Here is a 13,894-nt window from a genome sequence, read left to right as displayed (position 1 = left end):
ACCGTCTTTGGTATACCTTTTAAGTCTATTTTATTTGAAAAGCCGCCAGGAGCAAAACCTGCTCACCCCCGGCGGCATTCGCAATCAATCAGAATCAGTCAGTAACTGAACCCTGGTGGAATGTACGAGAAATAACGTCGAGCTGCTGCTCCTTAGTGAGCTTTACAAAGTTCACTGCGTAGCCAGAAACACGAACCGTAAGATGTGGGTACTTTTCTGGATGCTCAACAGCGTCTTCAAGCTGTTCCTTACGCAAAACATTGATGTTTGCGTGGTACAAGCCGTGGCCGTTGCCAGCGTCCAAAATACCAACAAGGTTGTTAATACGCTCGTCTTCGTCTCTACCCAAACCATCTGGAGTAATGGTGTTAGTCAACGAGATACCATCGAGAGCATCGTCATAGTCAATCTTGCCAACAGAGAACATGGATGGAAGCATGCCGTGAGAATCCATACCATTTTCTGGGTTTGCACCTGGAGCGTAAGGAGTGCCCTTCTTGTGGCCAGATGGGAAGGAACCAGTGTTCTTGCCGTACTCAACGTTAGAAGTAATAGTCAAGATGGACTGAGTTGGAACAGCATTACGGTATACAGGCAAACGCTTTACCTGACCCATAACAGTGCTTACAACCCACTTTGCCAAGTCATCAGCACGATCATCATCGTTACCGTAGATTGGGAACTCGCCAACCGTCTTGTAACCAACGATTAAGTCGTCGTCTGCGCCTTCGATGTACTCGTACTCGTGGCCTTCAGTAGTCTTAGCATCCTTGTTGTAGATTGGGTAAACCTTTGCATACTTTAGAGCAGCCAAGGAATCTGCAGCAATAGACAAGCCAGACATACCGCAACCGAGTGTACGATAGACTTCCCTATCGTGCAAAGCCATCTCAATGGACTCGTATGCGTACTTATCGTGCATGTAGTGGATTATGTTCAAAGCCTCAATGTAGGTTTCGGAAAGCCATTCCAAAGCCTTCTCGTAGTTGGCCTTAACCTTCTCGTAGTCAAGAGTTCCATCAGCTTCTGGCTTGATTGGGTCAATAACGCCCTTATCAATAACCTGCATGCCAGTCATCTCATCGCGGCCACCGTTAATCGCGTAGAGCAAAGCCTTTGCGGAGTTAACGCGTGCAGCGAAGAACTGCATTTGCTTACCAACGCGCATTGGGGAAACGCAGCAAGCAATAGCAGCGTCATCGCCCCAGTGCTCACGAATATCTTTATCGGACTCGTACTGAATTGCAGAAGTGTCGATAGAGATTCGTGCGCAGAAACGCTTGTAGGCTTCTGGAAGCTTTGGATCCCAGAAAATAGTGATGTTTGGCTCTGGACCTGGCCCAAGATGCTCAAGAGTCAAAGTGTTGAGCAAACGGAACGAAGTCTTAGTAACAAAGGTGCGACCATCATCGCTGAAGCCTGCATCGGACCAAGTTGCCCAGTATGGATCTCCAGAGAAGATTGCGTCGTAATCCTTAGTGCGCAAGAAGCGTACAATACGAAGCTTCATAACCAATGCATCAATGATTTCCTGAGCATCGGTTTCGTTGATTAATCCAGCCTTCAAATCGCGCTCAAAGTAGCAATCGAAGAATGCGGAAACACGGCCGAAGCTCATTGCAGCGCCATCCTGGCTCTTAACAGAAGCAAGATAGCCCATGTAAGTCCACTGAACAGCTTCCTTAGCGGTTTGAGCTGGGCGGCTCAAATCCAAGCCATACTCATTACCCAAGTTAATAAGCTGCTTCAAAGCCTTGATTTGCTCATCGTGCTCTTCGCGGAAGCGAATCCAATGCTCAATCTCGGTCTCAGTAAAGTCGTTGCGGTATGGAATAGAATCCTTATCTCGCTTCTTGAACTCAATAAGCATGTTTACGCCGTAAAGAGCCACGCGACGATAATCACCAATAATACGGCCACGGCCATAAGCGTCTGGCAAACCAGTCAAAATCTTGTTGTGGCGAGCAATCTTAATATTCTCGGTGTAAACACCAAACACGCCATCGTTATGAGTCTTGCGATAAACGGTGAAAATCTTCTTGATTTCTGGATCTACTTCCTTGCCAGCTTCCTTAATGGCCTGCTCAACCATTCGCCAACCGCCGTTTGGCATCATAGCGCGCTTGCAAGGTTCGTCGGTTTGAAGACCTACGATTACGTTATCTACTTCTGGGCTTTCAATGTAGCCTGCTGGCATTGCGTCAATTCCTGCTGGAATATGTGTTTCAACGTCGTATACGCGGCGCTCACGCTCGACAGCCAAGTAGTTGTCGTCGAGGTACTTCCACATATGCTTCGTTTTTTCGGTAGCGTCTGCCAAGAACGTCTCATCACCCTCGTATGGGGTGTAATTCTTTAGGATAAAGTCACGAACGTCAATATCTTTTTCCCAATTGCCGCTTGTAAAACCATCCCACGCTTTTGCACGAAGATCCTCTTCGCTGAGAACGGATGCATCCACTGATGCCATATTTGACTCCTTTCGTATCCACGACGCTTCTTCACGTCGCCTTCTCTACTATGTTAGAGCAATGTTTAAACAGTACACGTCGATTTTTGACATTTTTAACGTGAGTTACCTCACATTTTACTGTTTTTTAGCTTATTTTTAATAAAAATGCTAGTTTGAATCCTCAAACTAGCACATATACAACGCGTAGCGAACGGGCGGTTGCTTGCGACTTTTCCCAAGCTTCACCAATCCGTTCCCAGCCTCCGCCTATTCCCTAAACGCCGTTGTTACTGGAATTCGCCTATCTCTGCCAAACGCAATCGCACTAACTTTTGGCCCTAACGGATACTGCCTACGCTTCCATTCTGCGCGGTCTACAAGCCGAATAACTGTATCAACTGTGCGCTCATCAAAACCGTCTGCAAGCAAATCCGCCCTGCCGTGAGCAAGCTCGATATGAGCCTCTAACACTTTGTCTAGCAAATCGTATTCTGGCAAAGAATCCGAGTCCTTTTGCCCTGGCCTAAGCTCGGCACTTGGAGGCTTAACAATAGAGTTTACAGGTATAAGAATGCCATCTTTTGGAGCATTTTCTTTAGGATTATTTTCTTTAGAAAAATCTTCACTGCCAGCAATAGGCAACATTCCAAGACCTACGCCATTTTTAGCAGCGCGATTACGCCATCTAGAAAGCGCCCAAACGCGAGTCTTAAACAAATCTTTAATAGGAGCATACCCACCTACCGCATCTCCATAAATCGTAGAATAACCACATGCAAGCTCCGACTTATTGCCAGTAGCTAAAGCCAGCAAACCTTTTGAATTAGAGTACGCCATAACAATCACGCCTCTAACTCGCGCTTGCAAATTTTCTGCAGCAACACCTTGCAAATCAAGCTGATTTTGGAATGACTTAAAAAGCGGCTCAATAGGCTGAATATCGTAATGTGCTCCAAGGCGCTTAGCTAAATCGCAAGCATCGTCTTTAGAACCAAGCGAAGAATACATGCTTGGCATTGAAATTCCCCAAACGTTTTGCCCTCCGCAAGCATCCGCCGCCATAGTTGCAACTAGCGCAGAGTCGATTCCGCCAGAAAGTCCTAAGCAAACTCCCTTAAAGCCATTTTTACGCATGTAATCTCTAAGTCCTAAAACGCATGCGCAATAAACTTCTTCGTCTGGGTCTAATTTTTGAGCAATCGTCGAGCACTTTTGCACATCTAAATCTGTATTAAAATCAACAAAACTTAAGTCTTGATCAAACATCTTAGAACGCTCAATCAAAGACCCGTCTGCATTTACTACAAAGCTGCCGCCATCAAAAACAAGATCGTCTTGAGCACCAACTTGATTTACATAAACAAGCGGAGCATCAACCTCTTTTGCACGCTTTTGAGCCAGTTTTAATCGAATATCCGTTTTGCCTTCTTCGTATGGAGAACCGTTGATTGTTACTAGAACATCAATACCCTCTTTAGAAAGACGCGCAACTGGGCCGCCATCTTGCCAAATATCTTCGCAAATCGCAAATCCTAATTTTGCGCCTTTAACGTTTAGAATTCCGCAATCGTTTCCAGAAGAGAAAATTCTAAATTCGTCAAAAACGCCATAATTTGGCAAAAAATGTTTGTCGTAAACAAGTGCCACTTTTCCGTTGTTAATAACAAGCAAGCGATTTCTTGGCTTACCTAACTCATCGTCTACACCAACCGTTCCAACAACAACGTGTAAATCACCTAATCCGCTATCTTTTAAGCTTTTTGCAAGACTATAAGCAGCGTCACTAGCTGCTTTTCTAAATGTTGCACGCAAAGCAAGGTCTTCGATTGGATACCCAGTTAGTGTCATTTCTGGAAACACAACAATATCGGCGTTACCACTACTTGCGTCTTTGCAAAATCGCAATATTTCATCCGTATTTTTGCTTATATTTCCAACGCAAGTGTCAATTTGAGCTAAAGCTAAACGCAAAGAAGTCATGTTTTTATTATAAGCCATGTTGCATAAGCCGCATTGCATAAGTCATATTGCAATAAAAACGTTTTAGCTTTGCAAATAGAACAATCGCAAAACGCCAATCGTAAAAAACAAGCAAAAAACAAAAAATCAAGTCCTAAATGCAAAAAATAATTGTTGATTATCTTATTGATTTTATTAGTATTACTAACTCGTCATAAATTATACAAATAGAAAATAGGTAGCGAAGAGGCTGCAAAATCGCATATATTGATATTCCGTTGCTAAGAAACAAAATAATCAACGAACAAAAACATTAAAAGACAAGGGGAAAAACATGAAAATCACAAAGAAGAACACAAAGATTATTGCAGCTTTTACAGCACTAACTGCGATTTTGGGTCTTTCGCTAAGCGCATGCGGATCTTCTGCAAATGGAGCAACTAAAGACGATAAGGTGATTAAGGTTGCAGCTTCCCCAACTCCTCACAGCGATATTTTGAATAAAGTAGTTAAGCCGATTTTGCAAAAGCAAGGCTATAAGTTGGTTGTTAAGGAATTTACTGATTACGTTCAGCCAAATACTGCTGTAGAAGAAGGCGAAGCAGACGCAAACTACCATCAGCATTTGCCATACTTAGATAACTTTAATAAAGAAAGAGGAACGCATATTATTTCTATTGCTGGAATCCACTTTGAGCCATTTGGACTTTACCCAGGAAAGACTAAAACAATTAAGGACTTAAAAGATGGTGCAACAGTTGCTGTTCCTAGCGATCCAACCAACGAAGCTCGCGCACTTCTTCTTTTGCAAGACGCAGGTCTTCTTAAGCTAAAGAATCCAAAGGATGTTAACTCAACCAAGAAGGATATTGTTTCTAATCCAAAGAATCTAAAGTTTAAGGAAATAGACGCCTCTTTGGTTCCAACAGTCGTTAAAGACGTTGATTTAGCTGCTCTAAACGGAAACTACGCTATTCAAGCTGGATTTAACCCAACTAAAGATCCTCTTACAAGCGAAAAAGTTGGAGGCGTAGCCGCTAAGACATACGAAAACATTATTGCTGTTAAGAAGGGCTCCGAAAAACTTGCTAAAATCAAGGCTCTTGTAAAAGCGTTAAAAACAGATGAAGTTCGTGATTTTATAAAGAAAAACTACAACGGCGCTGTTCTTCCAGTGTTTTAACGTGATTACAGCGTTTAATCGCAAATAAAAAAAAAGAGACATGTGCCTCTAAAAAAACTAGAGGCACGTGCCTCATATTTGTTTTATAATTCGTTTTACAATTCGTTCTACAATCGGTGGAAAAATGATTCAGATTGAACATCTTTATAAGACTTATTCAAGCGGCAAAACTAAACACGAAGCGCTTAAAGACATTAATTTGACTATTGAATCGGGAGAAGTCTTTGGAATTTTAGGTTCTTCGGGAGCTGGAAAATCTTCGCTAGTTAGATGCATAAACCTTCTAGAAAGACCTACTAGCGGAAAAGTTGTAATAGACGGAAAAGATATTACAGATGCTAAAAATCGCGATTTATCTAATATCAGGTCAAATATTGGCATGATTTTCCAAAACTTTAGTCTTTTTCAGCAGCGAACTGTATTGCAAAATGTGACTTTTCCTTTGGAACTAAACCACACGAATAAAAACGAACGAGAAGAACGAGCAAAATATTTGCTTGACTTAGTTGGCTTAAAAGATTTAGCAAACCGCTACCCTATTCAGCTTTCTGGCGGCCAGCAGCAACGTGTTGCTATTGCGCGAGCGCTTGCTAACAATCCTTCGATTATGCTTTGTGATGAAGCTACAAGCGCATTGGATTCAACAACTACTGCGCAAATACTTGATTTGCTTAGAAGAATCAACCGAGATCTTAACGTTACATTGGTTATTATTACTCACTCTCTTGCAGTTGCACGCAATATTTGCGATAGAGTTGCAATGATTGATAGTGGAAAAATCGTAGAAATCGGCGATACTTCAACGCTTTTCAAGAATCCGCAAAGCAATATTCTAAAAACACTTATTGCAAACGAAAATGTTGAAAATCATAGAGATAACAGCAAAAACATCAGCAACAGCAACGAAAACAGCGAGGTGAAATAGAATGCCAGAAAATATTTCACAATTTATAGACGAATATGGAGAACTAATTATTGAAGGCACAAAAGACACAATTGTTATGACTTCAATATCTACATTATTTGCATACGTAATAGGACTTCCAATAGGAGTTCTTCTTATAACAAGCGCAAAGCAAGGAATTTGCAAAAACGCGCTGCTTAACACTGTTTTAGGAAGCATTGTAAACGTTGTGAGATCTATTCCGTTTATAATTTTGCTTGTTGCTATAATCCCACTTACAAGGCTTATTGTTGGAACATCTTTAGGTGTTCCAGGAGCAATTGTTCCGCTTGTTATAACAGCTGCGCCATTCGTAGCGCGAATTGTTGAGCAATCTTTGGCAGAAGTTGACGGAAGTCTTATAGAAGCTGCTCAAAGTTTTGGAGCAAGCAACACACAAATCGTGTTCAAAGTATTGCTTTTTGAAAGTTTACCTTCGCTAATTCGCGGAGCAGCATTAACGTTTATTACGCTTTTTGGATTCTCAGCAATGGCTGGAACAGTTGGCGCAGGAGGACTTGGAGATATTGCGATTCGCTACGGATATCAGCGTTATCAATACGACGTTATGAGCGCAGCAGTAATTTTGTGCATTTTGCTTGTGCAATTAGTGCAAAGCATTGGAGATTTAATATCCAACAAAATCAACCATCACGAGCGCTAATATTAATCAAAATAAACAGTGAACAGTCTTTAATGTATGGGAGAATCGCAATATGACACTTATTAATATGCATACGTCTGAAGGCGATATAAAGATTAATCTTTTTGACGATAAAGCGCCTATTACAGTAAAAAATTTCGTTGACTTGGCAACTGGCGAAAAAGAGTGGACTGATCCTTTTAGCGGCGAAAAGTCTAATGAGCCTTTCTACAATGGCTTAACTTTCCACCGTATTATTAAAGATTTTATGATTCAAGGCGGATGCCCTCTTGGAAACGGAATGGGCGGTCCTGGCTACGAATTTGACGACGAGATTGACCCATCTCTAAAGTTCGATAAGCCATATTTGCTCGCAATGGCAAATGCTGGAAAGCAACGCGGACGCGATGGCCGCTTGCATGGCACGAATGGATCTCAATTCTTTATAACAACTGTTCCAACTCCTTGGCTTGATGGTCATCACACGATTTTTGGAGAAGTTGTGGACGATGAGTCTAAAGCTGTTGTAGATAAGCTTGAATCTGTTCCAACAGATAGGTCCGATGCTCCACTAGAGCCAGTTGGAATTATATCTATTGATGTTATTAAGTAAAAACATTAGTTAAAATAAAGCAAAAATAGTATAAAAATTGCAATAATAAAACTTCCAGCCAAAGCATTATTTGACTGGAAGTTTTATTGTTTAGCTACGATTCAGCTACGATTTAGTTACTGTTTAATCGCAGTTTAATCGCGTTCCATTCTTCTAAGTCGCGGTTCCGCACTATCTTTTGCACCCGTAATTCTATAAACGTCAAAAACGCCATCAATCTTACGAATCGCAGCAAGAAGAGTATTCAAATGCTGAGGATCCGCCATTTCAAACGTAAATTGGCTTGTAGCAACGCGATCGTCTCCAGTAGCAATCGTTCCCGAAAGAATATTTACACCATGATCCGAAAGAACTCTAGTAACATCCGAAAGCAAATGCTGACGATCCAAAGCTTCTACTTGAACTTTAACAAGGAACAAACCTTTGTCGCTTGTCCATTGAACAGGAATAACACGTTCCGATTGCGACTTTTGCAAATCAATCATATTTTGGCAATCTGTTCTATGAACAGAAACACCCTGATTTCTTGTTATAAAGCCAACAATATTATCTCCTGGAACAGGCATGCAACAGCGCGCAAGCTTAACCCAAACGTCTCCAACACCCTTTACAGAAACGCCAAGAACGCCGTTAGACTTGCGATTACGCTCTGCTCTTCTAAGCGGAAGTGCCTCTTCTTGCGCTTCTTCTGCTACTTCTTCGCTTCCCGCATCTTTAACAAGACGAGAAATAACATTTTGTGTAGAAACCTGACCTTCGCCAATCGCAGCATAAACGGCTTCTACATTAGCAGTAATATTAAGCTCTTCTGCAACGCCTATTAACGCTTGCGGAGTAAGCAAAGTAGACAAAGGCAAGTTACGTTTACGCATAGCGCGCGTAAGCTCGTCTTTACCCTCTTCAATGGCCTCCGAACGGCGTTCCTTGCTAAACCATTGCCTAATCTTATTTCTAGCTCTAGGGCTTTTTACAAAACTAAGCCAATCACGCGAAGGGCCAGCAGTATCGGACTTAGACGTAAGAACTTCTACAGTGTCTCCGTTGTTAAGCTTTGTATCTAGCGGAACAAGCTTTCCATTTACGCGAGCGCCCATCATTCTGTGTCCAACTTCTGTATGCACAGAATAAGCAAAGTCAACTGGCGTTGCATCTTGCGGAAGAGCAACAATACTCCCCTTTGGAGTAAACACGTAGACTTCTGAAGCTCCAAGATCTTGCTTTAAGGATCCTAGAAATTCGTCGGAATCTGGCGTTTCGCTGGTCCAATCTGCAAGCTGCTGAATCCACTTTAAGTTATCTAATTCGCTAAGCTCTTTGTTCTCTTCTTGCTCGCGCTTAACATCACCCTTATCTGGCTTACTTAAAGCTCGCCCAGCTTGGCCGTTTGCCTTGTACTTCCAGTGAGCAGCAATACCAAACTCAGCACGCCTATGCATATCCCATGTGCGAATTTGAATCTCAACAGGCTTTCCACCAGGGCCTACAACAGTAGTATGCAAGCTTTGATACATATTTAGCTTAGGAGTAGCAATGTAGTCCTTAAATCTGCCTGGAACAGGGCTCCAACGCGCGTGAACTGCGCCAAGAGCCGCATAACAGTCTCGAATAGAATCAACGATTATTCTCACGCCTACAAGGTCGTAGATATTTTCAAAATCGTGACCGCGAACAATCATCTTTTGGTAAATTGAGAAGTAATCTTTTGGTCGCCCTTTAACAGAAGCTTTTACATGTTGCGCACTTAAATCTTCGTTGATTTCTTCTAGGATTTGACGTAAGTAGACTTCTCGCTGACCAGCTCTTCTAGCAACTAATACTACGATTTCGTTGTAAATCTTAGGGTATAAAACCTTAAAGCTTAGCTCCTCAAGCTCCGTTTTAATGGCATTCATGCCGAGTCGATTTGCAAGAGGAGCGTAAACATCTAGAGTTTCTCGAGCTTTTTTATGCGAGCTAGACGCCTTAACGTACCTCCACGTACGCGCATTATGTAATCGATCTGCAAGTTTTACTACCAATACTCGCACATCTCGGCTCATTGCAACAACCATTTTGCGGATTGTTTCTGCTTGAGCGCTTTCGCCGTACTCCATATTGGATATTTTTGTAACGCCATCTACAAGGCCAGCAACCGTGTCTCCAAAGTCTGCTCTGCATTCTTCTAGCGTGTAATCTGTGTCTTCTACAGTGTCGTGCAATAATCCTGCAGCAACTACAATAGGTCCCATTCCAAGATCAGCTAAAATTTGAGCTACAGCAAGAGGGTGAATAATGTACGGCTCTCCCGATTTACGCCTTTGACCAGTATGCTGCTTTACGGCTCTTTTATACGCCTTATGCAAAATATCCATGTTTTCATCGGGATGATGCCACTTGCACATTTGCAATATAGGACGCAATGGGTCTCGCATATCTTCGCTAATTTCACACCCGAGCATATTAGCGCCTTTAATATCTTCTTGAGATTCTCCCATTGAATGTCACCTCATTGCACGCCAGTAGAGCCAAATCCTTTAGTGGATCTATCGGAGCCTGGAAGCTGACTTGCTTCAACAAATCTAGCTTCAACATAGCGTTGAATAACAAGCTGAGCTATGCGATCTCCACGATTAAACTGCACAGTATTTTCTGAATCCATATTGATTAGTGGAACCTTAATCTCTCCACGATACCCAGCATCAATCGTTCCTGGAGCATTAAGAACAGTAACACCCTGTTTTACAGCTAAACCAGAACGCGGATGAACCAAAGCCACATATCCAGCAGGCAAGGCGATTGCAACGCCAGTCGGCACTAGAGCACGCTCAAACGGACGCAAGGTAACGTCTTGCGTAGTTCGCAAATCCGCTCCAGCATCTCCCGCATGAGCGTAAGAAAGATGCTCCATTGCAGCCTGGCTATCTGTTCCATCGTTCAAATATTTAATAAGAACTTCCACCTGCTCTGGGCCCGTATAGGTATCATCGTAAGCCATTAAGCTGCGCACTCCTTACAAATCGGTTGACCGTCTTGAGACATTTGAGCGAGCTGACTTCTGTGCTTTACAAGGAAGCACTCGGAGCAAATGAACTCATCACCTTGCATTGGTATTACTGTAACAGATGCATCTTCGTTGCTAAGATCTGCGCCTGGCAACTCGTAATCTTCTGCAATAGCGTTTTCGTCATCGTCTATATCGTTTGCGGAACTTTGAGAGCCTTTGCTCAATGCTTCCAACGACTCCTCGTCTTCGTCTTTACTACGAGGAGAATCATAATCCTGTGCCATTATGGTCCTTTCGTTTTTAAGATTACTTATTGCTTAAAACTACTTTTCTACTTTACTTATAGCGATTAGCACTATTTATAGCAATTAGTCTAAATCTACCTACGCGCATAGCATACATGAAAGCTACCCCGCATAGAATACTCGCTTTTTTATTAATAGAAAATGGCAAAGAAGGCATACTATGGACTAAAGTATGTTATAAGTATCGTTAAAAGCGAGGAAAGTGGTGCGCAATGCTTGAAAATCCGCCAAAAGAGGCGAGTTTCGATCATGTGGATAATAATGGCGATTTAATTTTTATTTTTGAAAACACGCCGTTAAAAATTCATGTTGACGACACGCTGGAGCGCGCAATCGCCGAGTCGAAAAAACTAACAAATGTTGATGGACGTAATCAAAATACAGTTAATTCGACTGGCAAGTCGGACGATTCTCCAAGCGCAACTACAGCAACACTGCCTATATCTCAAATTCAAGCTTTAATACGAGCTGGATTAGAACCAGAACATGTTGCAAAGCGATACAACGTAAGCGAATCTCAAGTTAGACGATTCTCAAGCGGAGTAGAAACCGAAAAGCAATATGCTATTGAGCAATTCTTGACTGTTCCAGCGCCTAAGCAAAGCAATATGCGAACTCTTTCGGATTTGATTGAACGCACTCTTGCAAAAGCGCATATTGGAATGGAAACAGTAAAGTGGCGTGCTACAAGACGCGGACTTGAACCATGGCTTATAACAGCAGAATTCAATACCGCTACTCGCACAATAAAAGCCGAGTGGACTTGGAACATGCACGACAACTCCGTTGCTTGCGCAAATCCTTCTGCAAGGTTATTGCTTGGCGAAGAAGTTATGAATAATGATTCTTCTAAAAAGTCACAATTTGGTGGAACTTATAGAGACACTGTAAGCATTAGCTTCCCGTTTGCAAACGAAGATCTTCCAGGAAACTCAATTCGTTCTGCAAGAATAGAGCGCGCTGTTTCTCAATGGGAATCAAGGAATAGTGAGAACCTTGCAAATGTTGCAAATGTTACAATGCAAGCGCAAAATGCAAATAACGAGCAAGACCAAAACGCACAAAACGCAAACGCACAAAACGCACAAGAACAATACAATGCGAATAATGCGAGTAAATCACTAGACCAAAATAATGCAAATTCTTTAGATTCTTTGCAAAACTACGAACAAAACAATAATCTAAGTACTTTAGTTGCAAATAGCGAGAACCAAGTGGATGCAAATGCTGTATCTAACAGTATAAATGCCGTACAAATCGCATCGAATATAGCAAACTCGTCCAATTCCGATTTGAACAAAGCTAGCAACAATGCAAATGCGCTTTTTAGCAATAACTCTAGCTATAGCTCTAATAGTGAATCGCGCAACGAAGAAGAAAAACAAGCAAATCAAGAAAATAAAAAAGATAATCACATTCAAGCAGACAAAACTGTTTCGATAGAAACGCCAAAGTCTGCGCAAACGCCAAAGTCTGCTAAAGCGCGCGCAAACGAACATTCTAAAGCCAAAAAGAGCAGCCGTGCAGCTGTTCCTAGCTGGGATGAGATTCTTTTTGGCGAAGGATGATAAGGATGATTTAGCGTAAATTAAGCTATATCAACTAAGCACGGAATATCCATTTCCATTGCGCTCATAGAGCCATGAACACTCGGCAAGTTCATGGCTTTTTCTGTTTCGATTCTAGAATCAACGATTGTTACAGATGACTTTGCTTGAACAAGAACATCTCCAATAACGCTTATCGCAAGCGAGCTGACTTCTCCAAAAACGCCATCTTTAACAGCTTGCTCTTTAGTTCTAACACGCGCTTTATCTTGCAAAACATTAGTCCACCTTAACGCAATATCTTCTGGATTTTCGCCGTCTTGCGCATAAAGCATAACAGACCTAGGCTCTCCCCCAACAAGCTTAACTCCTTTAGTAAGACGACTATCTTTTGCAATATCTATTTTCAAATCTGGATTTGACTCAATCATTCCATGATCTGCCGTAATAACGATTAGAGTTCCTTTTTGACAATTTTTTCTTAAAAGATTTAATTGTGCGTCTATCTGCTCAAAAATAGAAACCCAATTCTCGGATTCCCAACCATAATTATGCCCGATTTTGTCAATATCCCTAAGATACAAATACGTTAAACCAGGCGTTTTAGTGCTGTTTGCAGCGTTCATAATTCTCGCTCTAGCAGTTGTTCCGCTTATAAATTTAGCTCCTCTAAAAGCTGCTTGAGTTAAAGGAGAATCCTCAAATTTTGAAAGACTTACATGATTCGCTCTAACACCCAAGCTAGAAAGAGACTCGAATATTGTAGGCTGGCGCTGCAAATCTAATGGATTTGGAGCATCCCTAAATTGGATTAATTGAGATAATGCGCCAGTTTTAGGATTTTTTTGAGTGTATCCTGTCATTGCAGTAAGGCCAGGGCAAGTTCCAGTGCCAAAAGTGGCCATTGCTGCAACCGTAGTGCTAGGAACGCAAGTTGTTATAGGGCGCTGATTTGCACTGTTGTTAAGAAGAGCACGCAAATATGGAGCATGACCTTTTCTAATAGCAAGATTCCAATATCCAAGACCATCCACAAGCACAACAACAGCACTTTTTACTTTAGGAAACCCAAACAAATCTCGCAAAGAATCAGGATTTTTATGGATTTGTGTGCAAATTGGCGATCCAATAGAAGCACTAAGAGCTGGAAGAATCGAAGATAGATGAAGAGCAAATTTAGGATTATTGTATGCGTCACGGATTTTGCTACTTTCAACAAACTTCAACAAGTCATCCAATTGTGGAATCTCAATAGTCATAAGCTAC

The 13,894-nt window shown here is 41.9% G+C and carries 11 protein-coding genes; 5 read left to right on the top strand and 6 right to left on the bottom strand.

Going from position 1 to position 13,894, the window contains the following annotated elements; all coding sequences use genetic code 11:
• Positions 1-94: 94 nt before the first annotated feature.
• Entirely contained in the window at positions 95-2,470 is a 2,376-nt protein-coding gene (gene pflB, locus NYP55_RS05440; protein WP_472781661.1) for a formate C-acetyltransferase, read from the bottom strand.
• A gap of 249 nt (positions 2,471-2,719) precedes the next feature.
• Complete coding sequence (locus NYP55_RS05435) at positions 2,720-4,432, bottom strand: NAD+ synthase (protein WP_421782309.1); 1,713 nt, start codon at positions 4,430-4,432, stop codon at positions 2,720-2,722.
• A 313-nt stretch (positions 4,433-4,745) separates the two neighbouring features.
• Between NYP55_RS05435 and NYP55_RS05430 the strand changes: the two genes are divergently transcribed.
• The 4 genes from NYP55_RS05430 to NYP55_RS05415 all read left to right on the top strand — a co-directional run bounded on the left by NYP55_RS05430 (position 4,746) and on the right by NYP55_RS05415 (position 7,793).
• Positions 4,746-5,594, top strand: coding sequence for a MetQ/NlpA family ABC transporter substrate-binding protein (locus NYP55_RS05430; protein WP_016784798.1), 849 nt, complete (start codon positions 4,746-4,748; stop codon positions 5,592-5,594).
• A gap of 124 nt (positions 5,595-5,718) precedes the next feature.
• Positions 5,719-6,519 carry a methionine ABC transporter ATP-binding protein gene (locus NYP55_RS05425; protein WP_101896553.1) on the top strand — a complete coding sequence of 267 codons (801 nt, stop codon included), beginning with the start codon at positions 5,719-5,721 and terminating at the stop codon, positions 6,517-6,519.
• Position 6,520: 1 nt separating this feature from the next.
• Positions 6,521-7,201, top strand: a complete 681-nt coding sequence (locus tag NYP55_RS05420; protein ID WP_016831446.1) for a methionine ABC transporter permease — start codon at positions 6,521-6,523, stop codon at positions 7,199-7,201.
• A gap of 52 nt (positions 7,202-7,253) precedes the next feature.
• Positions 7,254-7,793, top strand: a complete 540-nt coding sequence (locus NYP55_RS05415) for a peptidylprolyl isomerase (protein ID WP_016635598.1) — start codon at positions 7,254-7,256, stop codon at positions 7,791-7,793.
• A gap of 134 nt (positions 7,794-7,927) precedes the next feature.
• Here NYP55_RS05415 and NYP55_RS05410 read toward each other — a convergent pair whose 3' ends face one another.
• Genes NYP55_RS05410 through NYP55_RS05400 form a run of 3 tightly spaced genes read right to left on the bottom strand, consistent with a single transcriptional unit; the run spans position 7,928 to position 11,060 of the window.
• A complete protein-coding gene (locus NYP55_RS05410; RefSeq protein WP_101896551.1) occupies positions 7,928-10,267 on the bottom strand; it encodes a RelA/SpoT family protein in 2,340 nt (779 codons plus the stop codon).
• Positions 10,268-10,278: 11 nt separating this feature from the next.
• Positions 10,279-10,767, bottom strand: coding sequence for a dUTP diphosphatase (dut, locus tag NYP55_RS05405; RefSeq protein ID WP_472781660.1), 489 nt, complete (start codon positions 10,765-10,767; stop codon positions 10,279-10,281).
• Positions 10,767-11,060, bottom strand: a complete 294-nt coding sequence (locus NYP55_RS05400; RefSeq protein WP_004574584.1) for a DUF4193 domain-containing protein — start codon at positions 11,058-11,060, stop codon at positions 10,767-10,769. Before NYP55_RS05400 ends, dut begins: the two co-directional genes overlap by 1 nt.
• A 233-nt stretch (positions 11,061-11,293) precedes the next feature.
• Here NYP55_RS05400 and sepH point away from each other — a divergent pair, with 233 nt between their 5' ends.
• On the top strand, positions 11,294-12,649 hold the full coding sequence (sepH, locus tag NYP55_RS05395) for a septation protein SepH (RefSeq protein ID WP_472781659.1): 1,356 nt from the start codon (positions 11,294-11,296) through the stop codon (positions 12,647-12,649).
• Positions 12,650-12,669: 20 nt separating this feature from the next.
• Here sepH and NYP55_RS05390 read toward each other — a convergent pair whose 3' ends face one another.
• The gene (locus NYP55_RS05390; RefSeq protein WP_248901277.1) at positions 12,670-13,887 is read right to left on the bottom strand and encodes an alkaline phosphatase family protein; all 1,218 of its coding nucleotides are present in this window, start codon (positions 13,885-13,887) and stop codon (positions 12,670-12,672) included.
• Positions 13,888-13,894 lie beyond the last annotated feature (7 nt).

Source organism: Gardnerella sp. c10Ua_31 (assembly GCF_055700915.1).
The sequence above is the reverse complement of the archived record's forward strand: the minus strand, read 5'-3'. Positions and strand labels throughout refer to the sequence as shown.

Coding starts and splice junctions, on each gene's coding strand:
- pflB (WP_472781661.1), bottom strand. CDS start 2,470: ATGGCATCAGTGGATGCATCCGTTCTCAGCGAAGAGGATCTTCGTGCA.
- NYP55_RS05435 (WP_421782309.1), bottom strand. CDS start 4,432: ATGACTTCTTTGCGTTTAGCTTTAGCTCAAATTGACACTTGCGTTGGA.
- NYP55_RS05430 (WP_016784798.1), top strand. CDS start 4,746: ATGAAAATCACAAAGAAGAACACAAAGATTATTGCAGCTTTTACAGCA.
- NYP55_RS05425 (WP_101896553.1), top strand. CDS start 5,719: ATGATTCAGATTGAACATCTTTATAAGACTTATTCAAGCGGCAAAACT.
- NYP55_RS05420 (WP_016831446.1), top strand. CDS start 6,521: ATGCCAGAAAATATTTCACAATTTATAGACGAATATGGAGAACTAATT.
- NYP55_RS05415 (WP_016635598.1), top strand. CDS start 7,254: ATGACACTTATTAATATGCATACGTCTGAAGGCGATATAAAGATTAAT.
- NYP55_RS05410 (WP_101896551.1), bottom strand. CDS start 10,267: ATGGGAGAATCTCAAGAAGATATTAAAGGCGCTAATATGCTCGGGTGT.
- dut (WP_472781660.1), bottom strand. CDS start 10,767: ATGGCTTACGATGATACCTATACGGGCCCAGAGCAGGTGGAAGTTCTT.
- NYP55_RS05400 (WP_004574584.1), bottom strand. CDS start 11,060: ATGGCACAGGATTATGATTCTCCTCGTAGTAAAGACGAAGACGAGGAG.
- sepH (WP_472781659.1), top strand. CDS start 11,294: ATGCTTGAAAATCCGCCAAAAGAGGCGAGTTTCGATCATGTGGATAAT.
- NYP55_RS05390 (WP_248901277.1), bottom strand. CDS start 13,887: ATGACTATTGAGATTCCACAATTGGATGACTTGTTGAAGTTTGTTGAA.